Consider the following 17,874-nt stretch of genomic DNA (forward strand, 5'->3'; position numbering starts at 1 on the left):
CCAGCCGCCGGAAGCGGCCCGGCGCCAGACCGGTGAACACCTCGATCACGTCACGACGTTCCGCACTCAGCACCTGCACGATCAGCCCAACGCGCACCAGCCACAACAGTTACGAGACAACCTTTAGCTCACGTGCGGTGTGAGAGATAGGGCGGTTCGACTTCAGCACGAGCTGTACGGCTTCTTCGCGGAACTCCGGTGAATACTTACTGGGTGGTGCCACGTGCTTACTTTCACGTCGTGCTCAGGCGGGACATGCTATAGGGTCCCTGTCCGGAGACTTCGAGGCACCTCACCCCACCGGAGTGGTCACGATTCCCCACCGCGGCGCTGACCATCGGGACGCGACAAGCTCAGCCGGACAGCAGACCATCCATATCCCGCGGCGGGCTTGGATGGGTTGTCCGTGGCGGGGTTGGTGACATGTTCGACGTGCCCTCGGGGGTACAGCTGTCTTCCCTTCGTGGGCGGGGTCCTGGGTGAAGGTGTCGGCGGGCACGCCGCACGGTCGTCCGCATTCGCGCGCGGCCGACAGCGAGGCCCGAGCTGGCTTATGCGGCACCGGGCGGCCTGATAATGGCCGGTTCGGCCGGCCATATCGGATGGCTCCCTCACATAGGCTCTGGCCATTCGATCAGCCCAAGGAGGAAAGCACCACATGCGAAGAATCTTCTTTACGCTGATAGCTGCCTTCGCTCTCGCTCTGGGCCTTACCGCCTCAGCCCACGCCGCTGATGAGTGGAACGGCCCCTTTGCAGACGGCGGTTTGCCGCTGGCGCACGAACGCACGGCGTTCGCCACGTGGGGTGATGCAGCTCCATACGGCGCTTCCGGGTCGATCTCTGTGTCGATCTCCTGGGACGACAACTTCGAGTTCACCCATGTCGGAGCCTTTGCCGAGGACATGGCCACGTCGGACGGGTGGTGCACTGCCGCACAGATTCGCTACCACGTGGCGGGTGACTCCGCCTGGCACTACCGGACTTCAGAGAACGACTGTTACGCGCCTTACGGCGACTGGTCGGGATGGTACATCGCCAAAGCGGGGCTTCAGGTCAAGGATGTGCAGGCCCGAGCGTGCGCCTCCGGCGACGACGGCACCCTCTACACTTCCCGTTGCAGTTCCTGGTCCTGATCTCCGACGGCGGCTGGCGGGCAAGCTGGTGGCTCGCTTGTGGCCATCGGCCTTTAGCCGGCGGGTGAGGAACCGGCCTCATGTGCCGGCCTTGGCATCGATTCGTGTGGCATCCATGTGGCAGGTGTCGACCTCGACGAACAGGAGCGGCACACGCCTGCCCGGGGCGGTCAGCACCGCGTTGGCCTGGACACCGCCCCGGCCGCCGCCCGCGCCGCGTCCGTGGACCTGCTCGGCCAGTTCGGCATAGGCCTTTCCGCCCAGTCGTCGGTGAGCTGGTTCCCGTCGCCGTCGTGCAGGTAGTCGGGGGCTGCGCCGGTGAGGAAGGCCTGCGGCAGTTGCAGACCGACTCCGAGGCGGCGGGCGTCCATTGCCGCTTCCAAGAGGGCTCTGGCGGCAGGGCTGCCTGTCCGGTAGCGCTCCAGCAGGGTGGGGCCTCCCGCGAGGTCCTGGGCCAGGCGCCCGTCGGACCCGGCGCGGGTGAGGGTGTCGGCCAGCAGCCGGTCACCGCCCTCGGCCAGCGCTCTCGCCTCGGCCAGCGTGTGGGAGCCGAAGGGGTCGGGGACGCTCACGGTGCGGCCGGTGAGCAGTTCCCTGACCCGTAGGTGCGCATCCGGCTCGCCTGGGGTGGGCGGAGCGGTGTACAAGCCGGCGTACTCGCGCCACAGCGTGTCCAGGACGAGGATCGGGCCGCGCCGCGGGTCGGTCAGCAGGCCGTGTAACGCGGCAGCGATCTCCTCACCGGCCGACCCGGTCGGTCGGGAGCGGGGCTGTGGGGGGTCTGCCGCTGCGCCGGCTTCGGAATGAGCCGCTTCGTGTCCTGAGCAACGAGGTTGTGATGGCGTCGAGAACCGGTGCGGGGGCGTATTGGCGGGCCTCTCCCCGACCTCTGTTTGCGCGGGTGATGACTTTGCGTGCTGCAGTGGCGCCGGAGTTGTCCCTCTTTCTACCTGATTTGACCGCGCGGTGATCGACTCACTGTGACATCCAACACAGATATGGCCCGACTTGGAGAGGCAAGCGACAGCCGTTCCGGTATAGCTGCAGGTCAGAGTGTTTTCCCACTCGCCCCTTGTGTGCGCATCACGCGACTCACCCCCGTTGATGATCGTGTAGGGAATTTCGTTCGCTTCGCCATGCGTGGCCGGCCGCCGAAATCGCTTGACTGGCTTCAAGGCCCAACCGGCCTACGGCGCCTGGTTCCTGAGTTCCCGTCAGGTGGCGCCGCCCGATACGTCGAAGAAGGACCGATGCACAGCAGCGATGTCCGGCAGCGCCGGCCCCATCTCCTTGGTCGCCCGTGCGGAAGGGGGGTGAGGTGATGGACCACGACCTTCCCGACGGCCAGGCTCCCGAGCCCGCGCCCAGGAGGCAGGCGACGCCGGTTGAAGCCCCCCTGGACCTGCCCCTTGACGCCGAGGCGTTCTACCTGACCCACCAGGAGCTGTATCACGACTGGGCCGAGGCCCAGCTGGGCGATCGTCACTCGGCCGAGGAGGCCGTCCATTCGGCCTTCACCCGGATCGTCGCCCGCTGGGACGAGCTGCTGCTGTGCGAGCAGACCGTCGGCCAGCAGGCATGGAAGATCCTTCGCGAGACGGTCGAGGAGTTGCTCAAACGGCAGCAGCGGCCGGCGGCCTTCATCATCAACGGCGCCGTCCAGCAGGCCCTGGAGGCCACCCGGGACCAGTTCAGGGTCATGCACAGCGCCATGGGCCTGTACGCGGCGATGGCGGAGCTCCCACCCCGGCAGTTCGACGCGATCGTGCTGCGTTATGTCCTGGGCTACAGCACCCGACGCATCGCCTGGTTCCTGGACCTGCACGAACGCACCGTCGACCACCACATCCGCCGCGGCAAGGACACCCTGCGCGAGCGCATGGGTCTGCCTGCGGAGACACGAACGAACCACCAGACCGAGGGACAGGCACGATGACCCCCAGCATCGACGACCTCCTGACTGCCGCCAGGGTCACTCCAACCCCCGCTTCCCGAACGGCTGCCGGCGCCTTCGACGTCGGCCAGGCTCTTCGGCGCCTGGCCCGGGATGTCGCCTGGGCCAAGGCCGCCGCCGAGCGGGCGGGCGAGCAGGAGACCCGCGAGTCCGAAGGAGCCCGCCAGCGACTGCGCCGGATCGCTCGCTGGTTACTGGACAAGCCGGACGCCGCTGATCATCTCTCCCGCCTGGTCGACGACTCTGCCGCAGGCCGCCAGGCGGCAGAGAGCGCGGGCGAAGGGGCGGGTGGGGGGACACAGCAGTTGAGCGACCTGGACATCGAGGGCACGGTGGTCTTCGCCTCGCTCCTCTACCTGACGAGCCACGTGGAGAGCGCCCAGTTCTGGTGGCAGCTGGCCGCGGGCGCCGGCCACCGGACCGCGGCGTACTGCCTGTACCTGCTCCACCTTCAACTCGGCGAGCGCCGCAAGTCCAGGCACTGGTTCCACGAGGCCAACCAGGAGCGGCCCACGCGGGGAAAACGCGTTCCCCCGGTGGAGGGCCTCTATGAGTTGCTCGAAGCGTTCGCCCGCCTGCACCGGCCCGCGACCCAGCAGGTTCCCGCACACATCGAGGCCGAGGTCGACCGCCTGGCCGCGGACTCCTGCGACGGCGGGCGAATCGTCACCCGGCCCGACCGCCGCCTCGCCCAGCGGCTGCACGATGCAACCCGCCGCTGATCGGCGAAGCCGCGCCGGCTGCCGCGGCGGGCATCAACCTTCCTTTGGGCAGCGCCATTTCAGCCGCCCGGACGCACCGCGTTGAGTGCGGTCCTCACGTGCCGATGTCCCCCGGGCACACGGGGAACACAGCGCCCAACACGCGGTTGGGCCCGGGAGAAGATCGGGAGGTGAGATGGGGAAACGGCGACCTTGGCGACGCCTGGCGGCCACGGCGTACCAGAGCCTGCCCGACCTGGCGCAGGCGGTCTACTGGGCGACGCTGACCATCCTGGCAGTCGTCCGCCGCTGAGCTGTCCCCCTCCTCGCGCATAGGAGGGGAGCAGCCCGCCCCCGGGCCCGCCGCGCGACGCGCGACGGGCCCTTTGTGTGCGGCGGACCAGCGGCCGGTCCGGAACAGCATGTCCGAAGGTTCAATTCGGCCCGCGCTGTTGGAGGTATTCACCACTGACCTGCGGTCCACGCTTGCCCTGGGCGAGGTGTCGAGGCGGTTGGTGGCGAACTGCCGGCGTGGATCGTCGTCGTGGTCGCCAGAGGGGCGGCTCTGCTGAGAGAGCGCGCTTTGCTTAAGGGGAAGTGGGAGGCGGCACGCGCGGATCTCCGGTTCGGCTTCGCCGGCGCTTGGCAGAGCACTCGGGTGGGCGCGCAATGGGGGCCCTATTCCGGGTCGGTGTCTTCATGGAAGTTGCCCAGGTGCACAGGGCGCCGTTCGAGGCCGGCGGTCGACAGGACGTCGGGCAGGAGGAGGGCCATCTTCTTCGGCCGGACGGTTTCCGTGGTGGTGGCCAGGTCCACTGTCGACCACCAGCGATACCCGTAACGGGCCTCGTCCGTCAGGATGTTCATTCCGCGAGCCTCGTCAGCCGTGACGCGCGCGAGGCGGTATTCCTCGTACTGGTCGAAGCCCTGTCCGTCGACGCTGAAGGTGGTTTGCCGAGTCCAGACGACGGGGCTCAGGCGCTCAACGGGAAGAGACAGTTCCGTCTCTTCCCGGACCTCCCGCACGGCGGCCTCAGGGTAGTTCTCGTCCGGCTCGACGCCGCCACCGACGGTGAACCACCATCGTGCCCCCGGCCTGCGCGGATCGCGGCCGCACAACAGGAGCAGGCGTTCCTCCTCATCCACCAGGAGAACCCGGGAAGTCCACCGTTTCTTCAAGGTCATGAAGGCTCATGCTATCTGCGGCTTTTCCCCACCTGATCACGGCCGTCTGTGGCGGGCCCCGAGGTCCTGGGTTGGTTCAGACGCGCCAGGAGCGGATGCGGCCGGCCGCGCCGAGCTCGTCTGTCTTGCCGCCGGTGATCTCCCGGACGAGGTCGACCAGCCCTCCGTAGGGGGCGTCGAGTCCTTCGTCGGAGGCGTCCATGTAGGCGACGGCCACCATGGAGCCGTACAGGCCGTTGCGTGCGGGGAGCGGGCGCAGCTGGACGATGGTGTGGAGCAGCGCGCCGGCCCGCCAGGCCGCGTCGGGCTCATAGCCCAGCTGGGGGGTGTTCACGCGGTGACGGGCGACCGCGGCGGCCAGACCGGAGTAGTCGCGTACGGCGAGGTCGGCCATCCGTGCCTCCTGGACCTCCAGGAGCCAGGGCACGTCGATGAGCACCATCAGGCGGCAGCCGCCCGGGGCCGGGGCGCCTCGTCCGGGAACGCGGCGTCGAACTCGGCGACGTGCTCGTCGTAGAACCGGGTCGCGCTGGCGACGAAGGCCCGCCGCTGCTGATCGCGCAGGCTGGCGTCGTGCACGTATGCCTTCAGGCTCATCCCGGCGGCCGCGGCCGCGGCCCGGAGAGCGGCGAGTTCCTTCTCGGTGTACTCCACGTTCAACGCAGGCATGCCCCGTAGGGTACCGGAACGGTACCGGCCCGCCCCGGGGAGTCCGCCGAGGCTGCGGCCGGGTCGGGAACTCCCGTGGCCCTGCCCGCGAGGTCACGCCTGGTGCGGTCAGGAGGGGACTTCGCGCGGCATCCGGCTGGGGGACGCGGAGTTGTGCCGTGATCGGTTCCTGGGGGGCCGCTGGTGAGCGCGTGTGTGCGGCGGCGCCCGCGGTCGGGGCGTCGCCGCACGACATGCGCTCCGGATGGGTTGCGGTCGGACCGGGCCGGATCGGTCACGGGTTCGCGATCAGGCGGCCCGCCGGGCGGGGGCCGGGGCCTCGCTGCGCTTGGCCTCCAGTGCCTTCCGGCGTCCGGCGCCTCCCTTCATGCGGTGCAGGCTGTACCCGCCGGGCTTGTGCGCCTCATCGGACAGGTGCTTCACGATGCCCTTGCACACGGCCTCCTTCATCTGTGCGCCGAGGCGGCCGTCGATGTGGAACCAGACGGCGACGTCGGAGCGGTTGCCGAACTGGAAGATGCCGGTGCGCCGGCCCAGGCTGAGGCACTGCGCTCCGAACGACTGGTTGAGGGTTTCGGGCTGCTCCCCCGCGATCAGGCTGAGCAGGGTGTCGGCGGCGCGTGCGCCCAGGGGCATCGCGGCCTGGCAGCTCATCCGCAGTGCCAGGCCCGAGGGCGCCGCCGAGTCCCCGGCCGCAACGATGCGGTCGTCATCCACGCTGGTCAGCGTCTCGTCCGTGAGCAGCCGGCCCAGGGCGTCGGTGCTCAGCCCGCTGCGCGCGGCCAGGTCCGGCACGGCGAAGCCGGCGGTCCAGATGGTCACCTGGCTCGGCAGCTCGCGGCCGTCGGCGAGGCGCACGGCATCGTGGGTCACCGCCGTCACCGTGGCGTCCGAGCCGTCGAGCACGGTCACTCCGAGCGCGGCGAGCCTGCGGGCCACCGAACGCCGGCCCCGGGTGTGGAGGTAGGGGCCGAGGACGCCGCCGCAGACCAGCGTGACGGTGCGGCCCTGCTCGGCCAGTTCCGCGGCGGTCTCGATGCCGGAGGGCCCGGCTCCGACCACCGTCACCGCGGCTGTTGTGGGCGCGGAGTCGAGGACCGGCCGCAGCCGCTTTGCCTCCTCCAGGGTGGCGATGGGGTAGGCGAACTCGTCCGCTCCTGGCACGCGCCGGTCGGCGCTGCCGCTGCCCACCGCGTAGACCAGGTAGTCGTAGCCCACGGTGCCGCCCGACGCCAGCGTCACGCTGCGGCCGGCCGCGTCGATCCGCGCCACGGTGTCGACAACCGTTCGGACGCCCTCGGCCAGAATCTCCCGGTAGTCCACGACCGCGCCGTGGGTCCCGCCCACCAGTTGGTGCAGGCGGACGCGGTGCACAAAGGTCGCACGCGGGTTGATCAGGGTCACGGTCACGTCGTTGCGCTGCGTCAGCCGATTCGCCGCCATGACGCCGGCGTACCCGCCGCCGATCACGACCACGTGGGTGTTCTCAGCCATGTCGTCTCCCTCATGTCGAGCGGTTCGAGCACGAGATGCCGCCTGATCGGCCCCTGTGACGACATGTGAGTCAGATCACTTCACGGGGTGTCGGCGGTGCGGTGGGAGACGGGGCGGTTCGGCTTCAGCGGCGGCGCCACCCCAGACGTGCCACACACGTGGCGCCGGCCCTGGCACCCCACTCCCGCCGAGGGGGCCCTTGCAGCGCGTTTCGCGCACACGCGTGGTGGGTGTGCCGTAGTACTCCTGGAGATTGCCCGCATCGGATTGATCTGCTTGGAGTCGTCGATGGCCGTTCGTCGTGTCGTGCCCAACCTTCGGTCGGACGCCGTGCAGGAGAGCCGGGAGTTCTATGGCCTGCTGGGCTTCGAGGAGGTCATGAACCATGGATGGATCATGACGCTCGCCTCCCCGTCCGCCCCGTCGGCGCAGGTCAGCGTCATGGCCCGCGACAAGACCGCCCCGGTCACCCCCGACCTGAGCGTCGAAGTGGACGACGTGGACGCGGCCTACGCGGTCATGCGGGACAGCGGCGCGGAGATCGTCCACCCCCTGCGGGACGAGGAGTGGGGCGTGCGGCGCTTCTTCGTCCGCGACCCCGGCGGCCGGGTGGTCAACGTGCTGGGCCACCGCTGACACCGCCCGCGAGGCGCCCGGGAGTCCCCGGCATCCGCACGGCCCACGCGCTGGTGGCCGTCGGCTGCGGGTCCTGCCGGGGCTGCTGCGTTCCCGGGGGCCTGCACCGCGCCGACCGCCACCGCCGGGCTGTGTGCCGCGCGCCGCGCAGAGGGTGCGTCGCCGCGCGGGTGATCAGGTCTCGGCGTGCGGGCGTCGTGGTGGGACTGCCGTTCGGCGCGACCGCGGGGCGGGTTCTCATCGCGGCGTGGCCTGCGGCCTGTGGCCTGGGTGTGGGCGGCTTCGCCTTTCGGCCCTGTCGTTCCCGTTGGTGGTTTACTCGGCCCCGGGAGGAACAGGGAATGGCACTCAGGCGCTTTGACCATCAGCTCGAAGCGGTCGTGGCCGCGGCGCGGGCGCTGGACATTCCTCCGGGGAAGCGCATTCCGCGCGGGGGGCTGCGGGCCACGGTCGTCATGCCGTGCGGGTCGGGGAAGACGCTGGTGGCCGCCGATACCGCGCGGCGGGTGGCGCGGAGGGGCCGGGTGCTGGTCTTGGTGCCGACGCTGGATCTGCTCACCCAGACGGTGGGGGCCTGGCAGGAGGCCGGGCACCGAGGGCCGGCGGTGGCGGTGTGTTCGCTGAAGGGCGACCCGGTGCTGTGGTCGCGGGGGCTCCGCTCGACCACCAGCGCGCCGCAGCTGGCCCTGTGGCACGGGTCGGGGACCGTGACCGTCTACGCCACCTATGCCTCCCTGCCGGTCGTCCTGGAAACCTTCAAGGGTGCCTACGGCCTGGGCATGGACCCCTTCGACCTGGTCGTGGTCGACGAGGCCCACCGCACCTCGGGCAGCCTGGGGAAAGCCTGGGCCGACGTCCACGACAACGCGCTACTGCCGGCACTGCGACGGCTGTACCTGACGGCGACGCCGCGCATCTGGCAGGAACGCCTCGCCCCGCCGGACGCGCGCGGGGGCCGACGCGACCCGCTGCCGGAGGAGATGGCCGCCAGCATGGACGACGAGGCCATCTTCGGGCCCGTCGTCTACCGGCTCTCCCTGGCCGCGGCCGTCTCCCGCGGGCTGCTGGCCCGCTACCAGATCATCGTCGTGGAGCTGGCCGATCCGCAGCTGCCGCCCGGCCGGCTGTACGGGCCCGGGCGGGGCGAGGAGGAAATCCGGGGGCTTCGCCTCGGCGCCTTGCAGACGGCGGTGCTCAAGAGCATGGCCGAGCACGACCTGCAGACGATGATCACCTTCCACCACCGCACGGTGGAGGCCCAGGCGTTCTCCGCCGGGCTGCCCGCGGTCGCCCGCAGGCTTCACGCGGGCGCGCCCGGGCGGTATCCGGCGCGGGTGTGGGCGGGGTGGCTCAAGGGCGAGCACGATCCCGGCCACCGCCGCCGGGTCCTGGCCGACTTCGCCACCCGCGCCGGCCGCGCGATCCTCTCCAACTGCCGCGTCCTGGGCGAAGGGGTCGACATCCGCGCGGTGGACTCCGTCGCCTTCCTCGACCCCAAGGGGTCGCCCGTCGACATCGTGCAGGCCATCGGCCGGGCGCTGCGGCAAAGGCCGGGGCAGGGAAAACTCGCCTCGCTCATCGTGCCGGTGTTCCTGGCGCCGGGCGAGCGGCCGCAGGACATGTTCACCTCCGCCTCGTACCAGCCGCTGCTGCGGGTGCTTCAAGGGCTGCGGGCGCACGACGAACAGGCCGTGGAATTGCTGGCGATTCCGCAGACGAACACCGGGCCGCTCTCCCCCAGCCCCGACATCGGCCCCCCGCCCGAGGACGGCCAGGATGAGCCCAGGCTTCTGCTGCGGTTTTCCGCGCCGCGGGACCCGGCGATGGTGGCGGAGTGGATCAGCTACCACGTCATCGACACCGAACGCCAGGACTGGGAACGCGGTCTGGCCGCGCTGCGCCGGTTCCGCGAGCGCGAGGGCCACGCCCGCGTCCCGTACTCCCACCGGGAGGACGCCTACCCCCTCGGGCAGTGGATCGCCGACCAGCGCAAGACCTACGCCGCCGGAGCGATGAACGGGCAACGCGCCCGCCGCCTGGAGAAGCTCGGCATGATCTGGGACGAGCGGGAGCTGGCCTGGGAGGAGAACCTCGCGGTTCTGCGCGCCTATCACGAGGAGTACGGCACCCTGGCCGCGTCGAGGTCGGCCACGATCCTCGACAAACCCGTCGGGATGCTCCTGGCCAACCTCCGCCGGCCCGGCGGACTCGGCAAAGACCCCCAGCGCGCCCGGCGCCGCGCGCGGCAGCTGGCCGCGATCGATCCCCACTGGAACCCCGCCTGGCCGCTGGAATGGCAGCGCAACCACGCCGCCCTCCGGCAGTGCATCGACGGCGGCGCCACCCCCGGGGACATCCTGCCGGGCGTGACCGTCGGCGGCGTCGACATCGGGGCCTGGCTCCTGCGGCAGCGGCAGGCCTGGAGGCGCCTGTCCGCCGGGCAGCGCGAGCTCCTGGAGGAGCTGGGCGTCACACCGCTGGAGAGAACGGCCGGAGTTCCCACTGCCGCCCGCAGGACGATCTCCGCGCACGCCGCCGCCTTCACGCGCGGGCTGACCGCCTTCAAGCAGTACGCGCAGCGCGAGGGAAGAACGAGCGTTCCGCGAAGCCACGTCGAGCACCTCACCGACCCGGCCACCGGGCAGCCCGTCCGCATCCGCCTGGGCGTATGGGTCTCCAACACCCGCAGCAGGCGGCACACGCTCAGCGCGGAACAGCAGGCCGCACTCGACGAGGCGGGGCTGTAGGGCGGCGGCCACCGGACGGCGCGGATGCCGGGCGAGGCCGGCCGGCGGTGCTGGGGCCGGACGTGCTCCCGTGCCGGCCGGGACCGTCGGGGGATGCGGGCCTCCTGCCCGGGCCCGGGGCCGCACAGGCTGGGGTCGATGCCGTGGACGGTGGTGCATGGGGCACCTCCGGATGTCGCCGGCGGTGCCGGGCCGGTGCCGGGTCTTTTGGCTGTTGGTGCCGCCGGTGACGGCGACGGGGCGGGGCCGAGGTCGTCGAGGGCGGAGCGGTGGCGAATGCCCCGGCTTCTCCGGCGAGTTCGAGGTTGCGGCGCGGGCGTGGGGCCGGTTTGTGGTGGGCCGGGTTCGGCCTGGCCGCGGGGATGGTTGCCTCCGGTCGGCGGGCCCGTTGCCCGGGTCCTGCCTGAGGCGGCCGGCGCCCGAGGAGGCGCCCGAGGTCACGGTGCTTCAGCGGTGCTGCTGGGTGGACGAGGCCCTCGTCGGCGACGCCCTGGCGATCTCCGCCCTGCGCGAGTCGCCCGCGCAGGTGGGCCGGTGGCTGGCGGCCTGGCGTGCCACGGGGCTGTGGCGGGAGGGCCGGCTGCCGGGCATGGTGCGGGCCCGGCGCGTCGGCACCGACGGGCACGTGGGGCGCCTCGGCATCGTCCCCGATCTGCGGGGGCGGGGGCTGGGCCGCGGGCTGCTGCACCTCGCCGAGGCCGCCGCCGAGCCGCGCTGCCGCCGCACTGTGCTGCACACCGGGGCCAGGAGCCGGAGGAACATCGGCCTCTACCGGGGGCGAGGGATACCGGCCGGCGCCGGCCGCCGGGGACGGCGGGACCGTCTGCCTCGCCAAGAACGTGGCCTGCTGACGACGGGCGGGCGGTGGGGGGTGGGTCGCCCGGCGCCGGGGTGGGGGTGGGCGTGGGAGGCCGGGCCGGCCCGGGAGTGCCGGGCCGGCCCGCCGGAGCCCTTCCCGGTCAGGGAGTGGGCGCCTTGTTGCCGTAGGGGAACGCGGAGACGGTCTCCCCCGCGGTGTTCTGCAGCAGGGCGGTGTCGCCCTGGTTGTTCCAGATGGGGCGGTTGATGCCGTAGGAGTGTCCGCCCCACTCCGGGTGGTGCTCGTTGGTGTAGACGCGGATGCGCTGCCCCGGCTGGAGGACCGTGCCCGGGGGGAACACGAAGTCCTGCCCGGCGTCGTCGGCGCCGAGGTACCAGCCGGAGATGTCCGCGGGCGCGCTGCCGCGGTTTTGGATCTCGACGTACTCGTCCGCCTGGTTCTTCGCCTGTCCCTTGAAGTGCACGTGGGTGAGGACCACGTCGGGCTCGCCCGCGGGGGCGAACAGGGCCACGATGTCGGCGCTGTTGGCGCCGCCCTCGGTGCTGACGAACTGCCGGACGACCTGCCCGCCCTGCTTGAAGCCGCTGATGACGACCTGGTACTTGCGGCCGTCGACGGTGACCTCCTCCGGTGAGACGAAGCTGGGCAGATCCACGAGGTCCTCGGGCGCGGGGCCGTCGTTGGGCGTCTCGTTGTGGTGGAAGCGGAAGCTGAAGTCGCTCTCGGTGCCGTCCTCGAACGCGACCTTCACGGTGAGGTCCACGTCGAACTGCGGCTGGGGCAGCGCGGGGATCGGGAAGTTCTCGTGGGTGAAGGTGCCCAGCGTGAATTCGGTGCCGTCGAGCCGCACCTCGACGGTGCCGCCGCGGAAGACATAGCCGCTCTTGGCGCCGTCCGCCACGTTCCCCCACCTGACGTGGTCCGTGCCCAGTCCGCTGAACGTGGTGGTGTCGGCCGTGACGGAGGGCCAGGAACCGGACGTGACCGCAGTGCTCATGGCGCTGCGACTCCTCTCGACGTCGGAAAAGATCCGCACCACGAGCTACCCCGGCCGATCCGCCGAAGCGGAAACGAGGGCGATTATCATCCCATCGAGCTACTTGGGGGGAGTGAGGGTGACGGCGGGCGCCGGTGTTTGGCCGGTTCGCGCGCCGGTCCGCAAGGACACCGGCCTGAGGATCGTCGCGGGCAGGCCGAGCGCGGCGATACGCGCAGCGTCTGCCCCCGGCCGGTCCGGGGGCACACGTCGACCCGGAGATCGTTCCCGAGCACCGTGACAGGCGCGTTCCCGCGGGGGACGCTGGTTTCGCCCCGCGGGCGGGGCGCCGGGGCGCTTTGGCGGCGGTGGCCGGGGCGGCGGCGTGCGGGGCGGGAGTGCGTCAGGGCCGGGTGCCGTCCTGCCGCCAGGCGGCCTCGCGCAGCAGGCGCAGGCCGTTGAGGCCGACGATGACGGTGGAGCCTTCGTGGCCCGCGACGCCGAGGGGCAGGGGCAGGGTGGCGGCCAGGTCCCAGGCGACCAGGGCGGTGATGAACGCTCCGGCGATGACGAGGTTGTGCACCACGAGGCGGCGGGAGAGGCGGGAGAGGCGCACCAGGGCGGGAAGGGTGGCCAGCTCGTCGCGCACCACGACCGCGTCGGCCGTCTCCAGGGCGAGGTCGGAGCCGACGCGGCCCATCGCGATGCCCGTGTGGGCGGCGGCCAGGGCGGGGGCGTCGTTGACGCCGTCGCCGACCAGCAGCACCTTCCGCCCCTCCTGTTCGAGCTTCCGGACGGCGGCGACCTTGTCCTGCGGCAGGAGCCCGGCGCGGACCTCGGCGATGCCGGCCTCGGCGGCCGTCCTGGCCGCGGCGCGGGGGTTGTCGCCGGTGAGCAGCACGGGTGCGGCGCCGGTCAGGCCGGTCAGCGCGGCGACGGTGGCGGCGGCCTCCTCACGCAGCCGGTCGGCGATGCCGAGCAGGCCGATCGGCCTGCCGTCGAGGGTGATCAGCACCGCGGTGTGGCCCTCCTCGGCCAGGGTCGCGGCCACGGCGAGGGCCCGGTGGCCGGTGCGGTCCCCGCAGAGGCGGGCGGGGCTGCCGACCGCGACGGTGCGGCCCTGGACCACCGCGCGCACGCCGGTGCCGGGGGCCGAGTCGAAGTGTTCCGCCGGGGGAATGTCGAGGCCGCGGGCGCGGGCGGCGTCCACGATCGCGCGGGCCAGCGGGTGCTCGCTGGGGTGTTCGGCCGCCGCGGCCCACCGCAGCAGTGCGTCCTCGTCCGGGTCTGAGCCCTCCAGGGGGTGGATGCGGGTCACCCGGGGGGTGCCCTCGGTCAGCGTGCCCGTCTTGTCCAGCGCGACCCGGTCCACCTGCCCGAGGCGTTCCATGACCACGGCCGACTTGACGAGGACGCCGTGCCGCCCCGCGGTGGCGATCGCGGACAGCAGCGGCGGCATGGTCGCCAGCACCACCGCGCACGGCGAGGCGACGATCATGAAGGTCATGGCACGCAGCAGCGTGGACCGCGGATCGGCGCCGAAGGCCAGGGGCAGGAGGAACAGGGCCAGGGTGGCGGCGACCATGCCGAGGCTGTAACGCTGTTCGACCTTCTCGATGAACAGCTGGGTGGGGGCCTTGGTGCGGGATGCCTCCTCGACCAGGGCCACGATCCGGGCGATCACCGAGTCCGACGGCTCGCGCTCGACCCTCACCCGCAGGGCGCCGGTGCCGTTCAGGGTGCCGGCGAAGACCTCGTCGCCCTCCCGCTTGGTCACCGGCAGGGGCTCGCCGGTGATGGTGGCCTGGTCGACCTCGCCGGTGCCGGCGAGCACCCGGCCGTCGCCGCCGATCCGCTCCCCCGGCCGGACCAGGATGACGTCGCCCGCGGTCAGGTCCGCGGCGGCCACGGTCTCCTCGGTGCCGTCGCCGGCCAGGCGGGTGGCGGTGGCGGGCGCCAGGTCGAGCAGGCCGCGCACCGAGTCGGCGGTGCGGGCGGTGGCGATGGACTCCAGGGCCCCGGACGTGGCGAAGATGACGATCAGCAGCGCGCCGTCCAGCGCCTGCCCGATGGCGGCCGCGCCGAGCGCGGCGACGACCATCAGGAGATCCACGTCCAGGGTCTTCTCGCGCAGGGCCCGCAGTCCGGCCCAGCCTGGCTCCCAGCCGCCGGTCGCGTAGGTCAGCGCGAACAGCGGGGCCCAGGCCCAGGCGGGGGCCCCGGCCAGATAGGGCGGCAACGCGGCGAGGAACAGCAGCAGCGCCGCGGCCGCCCAGCGGGCCTCGGGGAGGGCGAAGACGCGAGTGCGGCGCCGCGGAGGGGCGGTTCGGCCTGCGGCGCCGGCCGGGGTCGGGCGAGTGAGGGTCGAGGACATCCGGCGGTCCCTTGCGACGAGGCGGGCGGGGGGCAGCGTTCCCGCCCCACCGTAGCAGGAACAGATGAACAAGAGTTCATGTGTTCTGGTTGCGGCATACGATGGGCGCATGGGTCACAGAGCCTCGTCACCCGCCGGCGCCCTGCCACGCGCACGCCTGGACGCCGCCGGCGCCGCGAAGGTCGCCACCACGCTCCAGGCCCTGGCCACCCCCTCCCGGCTGCTCATCCTCGCCCGCCTCCGCGAGGGCCCGCTGCCCGCGACCGAACTGGCCGGCGAGGTGGGCATGGAACAGTCCGCCTGCTCCCACCAGTTGCGCCTGCTGCGCAACCTCGGCCTGGTGACCGGCACCCGCAAGGGCCGCTCGGTCGTCTACGCCCTCTACGACGACCACGTCGCCGAGCTCCTCGACCAGGCCCTCTACCACGTCGAGCACCTCCGCCTCGGGCTCGGCGGCACCGCCGGGCCCGACTCCGGGGAGCCCGGTTCCGGATGAGGCCACCGCGCGAGGCCACCCACGCGGCGGCGCCAGGTGTCCAGGGCCGGTGCCCCGGCCCGCCTCGGGAGGCGGGCCGGGGACCCCGCGTGCGGCCGGCGCGTCAGGAGGCGTAGGTGGTGACCTGCCACAGGTGGCCGTCCGGGTCGCTGAAGTAGCCGAAGTAGCCGCCCCACGGGGCGGGGGCCGCCGCCCGCACCACACTGCCGCCGGCGGCCGCCGCGTTGCGCGGCGCCTCGTCCACCTCCGCCTGGAGTCGTCCACCTCCGCCCTGGAGTCGGCGTTGCCGTGGAGCGAGACGCCGCGGAATCCGGAGCCCTCCGGGGAGACGCCGGCGTCCTGTGCCGCCGCCTCCCGTGCGTGGAGCGCCAGTTGCGGGGAGCCCTCGCCCAGGCCGAGCGAGACGGAACGGGGGATGTCCTTGTCGATCGTCATGCCCAGGCCCTCGGCGTAGAACCTCTTGGGCGCGGTCCAGGTCATCGACGCCGAGCATGATGGTGCTCACCTGCAGTGACACGGTGCTCTCCCGGTGATCCGGTCAACCCGCGGGAGGTGGCGGCCTTCTTCGCCGGACGGGCCCAGGCCGCGCGGCTCGCGCTGGTCGACGGGGTTCCCGCGGCCGTCTGGTGGCACCGCGGCCGGCCGGGTGCCGTCCTCGCGTTCACCGTCCGCGAGGGGAGGATCTCCCGGATCGCCGTCGAGACCGACCCGGATCGGCTCCACGGCCTTGGCATCGTCCTTCTGCCCGCCGGGGACCCGGGACGGCGCTGAGCGGGCCGCCTCGGGGCGACCCCGGCCCGGGGTTTTTGCCTCAGAGGCAAGGAATTTGCCTGAGAGGGAAGGTGCGTGGCTCAATCGGGGCATGAGCCCCCTCCCCCGTGGCGCGGGTGGCGAGCTGCCCGCCGTCGCCCCGCGGCTGCGTGAGCTGCGCCGCCGCGCCGGGCTGACCCTGGAGGCCGCGGCGGCGCGCGCCGCGCTCTCCCCGGCCCACCTCTCCCGGCTGGAGACCGGGCAGCGTCACCCCTCGTTGCCGGTCCTGCTCACCCTGGCCCGGGTCTACGGTACGACGGTTTCCGAGCTGCTCGGCGAGACGGTGACCGCCCCGGACGCGGTGGTGCGGGCCGCGGCGGCCCGTCCGCAGGAGGCGGGCGGCTGGACGTACTGGCCGGCGGGCTCCCCGGGGCGCGCGATGCAGGCGTTGCGGGTGCACGTGCCGCACGGCCGCCAGGGCGACCTGGTCCGCACGCACCCGGGCGAGGAGTGGCTGTACGTCCGCGCGGGCCGGCTGCGGCTGTTCCTCGGCGAGACGGAGCAGGTGCTCGACGAGGGGGACAGCGCGCACTTCGACTCACTCACACCTCACCGGATCGGCGCCGCGGCGCCCGCCGGGGTGGACCTGCTGTTCGTCCACACCCTGATGCAGAGCGCGCCGGCCGCGCTGTGCCTGGGCGGGCCCAGCGCGGCGCACTGAAGGAGCAACCGCATGTCGCAGCAGCGGCCGTCCGTGAGGCGGCCGGACAAGGACCGCATCCCTCGCGGCCTGTGGGTCCGGGTCCTCGTCTACGGCCTCATCGGCCACCTCTTCGCCGCGTTCCTCATCTTCCTCTTCGCCGTGGGGGGCGGAGACTAGGCTCCCCTCTCCCCCGGCGGCCGCTTCCCGGCGGAGGCGAGGCCGCGCGCGCCCTTCCGGGCGCGGCGGCCGCCGGGAAGCCGGGCGCGGGACGAAAACCCGGTGCGGATCGCCGGTGCGGTGGTGTGGGATCGGCGCATGGCAACAGTGCTGAACGAGCCGGGAGTCGAGGGGCTGAGCGCGGCCGTGCACGCGCTGCGGGACTGGCAGTGCGAAGGGGTGCCGATGCAGCTGCACCCAGGGGACCTGGGCTGGCACTGGCGGCTCGGCGCGAGGGCGACGGCCGCGGCGGTCAGGACCTGGAGCCGGGACGGGCGCATCCTCGCCCTCGGGCTGCTGGACGGGCCCGGGCTGGTGCGGCTGGCGATCGCGCCGGACGCCCAGCGGGACGAGGAGCCGGCGCGGCAGCTGGCCCGGGACGTGACCGAGCCGGAGCGCGGCGTGCTCGACGGGGGGAAGGTGTGCGTCGAGGCGCCGAGGGGCTCGCTGGTCCGGGAGCTGCTGCAGGCGGAGGGCTGGACCGACGGCGAGCCGTGGACGCCGCTGCGCCGCGACCTCACGGAGCCCGTGGAGGACCCGGGGATGCGGATCGAGGTGGTCGGCCCCGGGCAGGCGCAGGTGCGGGCCGCCGTCCAGCGGGCGGCGTTCGACGGGTCGACGTTCGCCGAGGAGCTCTGGCACACGATGGCGGCCGGGCTGCCGTACGCCGAGGCCCGCTGCCTGGTCGCGTACGACGACAGGGGCGAGGCGGTGGCCGCGGTGACGGTGTGGTCGGCCGGCCCCGGCAGGCCCGGTCTGCTGGAGCCGATGGGTGTGCACCGCGCGCATCGCCGGCGCGGCCACGGCAGGGCGATCACCCGCGCCGCGGCGGCCGCACTCCGGGAGCTCGGCGCGTCGAGTGCCCTCGTGTGCACGCCGAGTTCCCTCGGCGGCGCCGTCGCCACCTACCGGTCGGCGGGCTTCCGGCAGCGCCCCGAGGTCCCGGACCTCTGCCGGGGACCCCTGGCGCGGTGACCACCGGCGTTCCGGGGGGAGGGCGGGCGGTCCGCCCGGGCGG

The 17,874-nt window shown here is 72.7% G+C and carries 20 protein-coding genes; 11 read left to right on the top strand and 9 right to left on the bottom strand.

Translation table 11 applies throughout. The features are described 5' to 3' along the window. Window positions 1–109: 109 nt before the first annotated feature. A complete protein-coding gene (locus tag D7294_RS34030) occupies window positions 110–223 on the bottom strand; it encodes a transposase (RefSeq protein ID WP_120683098.1) in 114 nt (37 codons plus the stop codon). 435 nt (window positions 224–658) lie between these two features. Between D7294_RS34030 and D7294_RS23715 the strand changes: the two genes are divergently transcribed. Continuing rightward, window positions 659–1,135, top strand: a complete 477-nt coding sequence (locus D7294_RS23715; protein WP_120683099.1) for a hypothetical protein — start codon at window positions 659–661, stop codon at window positions 1,133–1,135. A gap of 170 nt (window positions 1,136–1,305) precedes the next feature. Here D7294_RS23715 and D7294_RS23720 read toward each other — a convergent pair whose 3' ends face one another. Continuing rightward, on the bottom strand, window positions 1,306–1,782 hold the full coding sequence (locus D7294_RS23720) for a hypothetical protein (protein WP_147450902.1): 477 nt from the start codon (window positions 1,780–1,782) through the stop codon (window positions 1,306–1,308). Window positions 1,783–2,456: 674 nt separating this feature from the next. Between D7294_RS23720 and D7294_RS23725 the strand changes: the two genes are divergently transcribed. After that, entirely contained in the window at window positions 2,457–3,071 is a 615-nt protein-coding gene (locus D7294_RS23725) for an RNA polymerase sigma factor (protein WP_120683337.1), read from the top strand. After that, on the top strand, window positions 3,068–3,811 hold the full coding sequence (locus D7294_RS23730; RefSeq protein ID WP_120683103.1) for a hypothetical protein: 744 nt from the start codon (window positions 3,068–3,070) through the stop codon (window positions 3,809–3,811). The genes D7294_RS23725 and D7294_RS23730 overlap by 4 nt, the downstream gene beginning before the upstream one ends. Before the next feature lie 657 nt (window positions 3,812–4,468). On the opposite strand, the gene D7294_RS23735 is transcribed toward D7294_RS23730, so the two are convergent. From D7294_RS23735 to D7294_RS23750, 4 genes are all read right to left on the bottom strand, one after another. Next, complete coding sequence (locus D7294_RS23735; RefSeq protein WP_241562583.1) at window positions 4,469–4,975, bottom strand: NUDIX hydrolase; 507 nt, start codon at window positions 4,973–4,975, stop codon at window positions 4,469–4,471. A gap of 76 nt (window positions 4,976–5,051) precedes the next feature. Beyond that, a complete protein-coding gene (locus D7294_RS23740; protein WP_120683104.1) occupies window positions 5,052–5,417 on the bottom strand; it encodes a toxin Doc in 366 nt (121 codons plus the stop codon). Then, window positions 5,417–5,644, bottom strand: a complete 228-nt coding sequence (locus D7294_RS23745) for a hypothetical protein (RefSeq protein ID WP_120683106.1) — start codon at window positions 5,642–5,644, stop codon at window positions 5,417–5,419. Before D7294_RS23745 ends, D7294_RS23740 begins: the two co-directional genes overlap by 1 nt. A gap of 288 nt (window positions 5,645–5,932) precedes the next feature. Continuing rightward, window positions 5,933–7,138 (bottom strand): NAD(P)/FAD-dependent oxidoreductase, encoded by a 1,206-nt coding sequence (locus tag D7294_RS23750; protein ID WP_120683107.1) that lies wholly within the window; start codon window positions 7,136–7,138, stop codon window positions 5,933–5,935. 288 nt (window positions 7,139–7,426) lie between these two features. On the opposite strand from D7294_RS23750, the gene D7294_RS23755 reads away from it, so the two are divergent. The 3 genes from D7294_RS23755 to D7294_RS34035 all read left to right on the top strand — a co-directional run bounded on the left by D7294_RS23755 (window position 7,427) and on the right by D7294_RS34035 (window position 11,587). After that, window positions 7,427–7,774 (top strand): VOC family protein, encoded by a 348-nt coding sequence (locus D7294_RS23755; RefSeq protein ID WP_120683109.1) that lies wholly within the window; start codon window positions 7,427–7,429, stop codon window positions 7,772–7,774. A 341-nt stretch (window positions 7,775–8,115) separates the two neighbouring features. Then, entirely contained in the window at window positions 8,116–10,521 is a 2,406-nt protein-coding gene (locus D7294_RS23760; RefSeq protein ID WP_120683111.1) for a DEAD/DEAH box helicase, read from the top strand. 589 nt (window positions 10,522–11,110) lie between these two features. Then, a complete protein-coding gene (locus tag D7294_RS34035) occupies window positions 11,111–11,587 on the top strand; it encodes a GNAT family N-acetyltransferase (RefSeq protein WP_422070733.1) in 477 nt (158 codons plus the stop codon). Here the strand turns inward: D7294_RS34035 and D7294_RS23770 are convergent. Both D7294_RS23770 and D7294_RS23775 read right to left on the bottom strand, forming a co-directional pair. Further along, window positions 11,481–12,338 (bottom strand): lamin tail domain-containing protein, encoded by an 858-nt coding sequence (locus D7294_RS23770; protein ID WP_120683113.1) that lies wholly within the window; start codon window positions 12,336–12,338, stop codon window positions 11,481–11,483. The genes D7294_RS34035 and D7294_RS23770 overlap by 107 nt on opposite strands. Before the next feature lie 382 nt (window positions 12,339–12,720). Beyond that, complete coding sequence (locus D7294_RS23775; RefSeq protein WP_120683115.1) at window positions 12,721–14,691, bottom strand: heavy metal translocating P-type ATPase; 1,971 nt, start codon at window positions 14,689–14,691, stop codon at window positions 12,721–12,723. A 109-nt stretch (window positions 14,692–14,800) separates the two neighbouring features. On the opposite strand from D7294_RS23775, the gene D7294_RS23780 reads away from it, so the two are divergent. Then, window positions 14,801–15,187: an ArsR/SmtB family transcription factor gene (locus D7294_RS23780; RefSeq protein ID WP_120683117.1), complete on the top strand. Its 387-nt coding sequence runs from the start codon at window positions 14,801–14,803 to the stop codon at window positions 15,185–15,187. 103 nt (window positions 15,188–15,290) lie between these two features. Here the strand turns inward: D7294_RS23780 and D7294_RS32665 are convergent, their stop codons facing one another. Further along, complete coding sequence (locus D7294_RS32665; RefSeq protein ID WP_206619556.1) at window positions 15,291–15,431, bottom strand: VOC family protein; 141 nt, start codon at window positions 15,429–15,431, stop codon at window positions 15,291–15,293. 266 nt (window positions 15,432–15,697) lie between these two features. On the opposite strand from D7294_RS32665, the gene D7294_RS23790 reads away from it, so the two are divergent. The 4 genes from D7294_RS23790 to D7294_RS23800 all read left to right on the top strand — a co-directional run bounded on the left by D7294_RS23790 (window position 15,698) and on the right by D7294_RS23800 (window position 17,831). After that, entirely contained in the window at window positions 15,698–15,958 is a 261-nt protein-coding gene (locus tag D7294_RS23790) for a sigma-70 family RNA polymerase sigma factor family protein (RefSeq protein WP_206619557.1), read from the top strand. 91 nt (window positions 15,959–16,049) lie between these two features. Beyond that, on the top strand, window positions 16,050–16,658 hold the full coding sequence (locus D7294_RS23795) for a helix-turn-helix domain-containing protein (protein WP_120683120.1): 609 nt from the start codon (window positions 16,050–16,052) through the stop codon (window positions 16,656–16,658). Window positions 16,659–16,670: 12 nt separating this feature from the next. Further along, complete coding sequence (locus D7294_RS32295) at window positions 16,671–16,817, top strand: DUF6126 family protein (RefSeq protein WP_174248422.1); 147 nt, start codon at window positions 16,671–16,673, stop codon at window positions 16,815–16,817. Window positions 16,818–16,955: 138 nt separating this feature from the next. Beyond that, window positions 16,956–17,831: a GNAT family N-acetyltransferase gene (locus D7294_RS23800; RefSeq protein ID WP_120683340.1), complete on the top strand. Its 876-nt coding sequence runs from the start codon at window positions 16,956–16,958 to the stop codon at window positions 17,829–17,831. Window positions 17,832–17,874 lie beyond the last annotated feature (43 nt).

The sequence above is a fragment of the Streptomyces hoynatensis genome (assembly GCF_003626535.1).
Classification (GTDB): domain Bacteria; phylum Actinomycetota; class Actinomycetes; order Streptomycetales; family Streptomycetaceae; genus Streptomyces; species Streptomyces hoynatensis.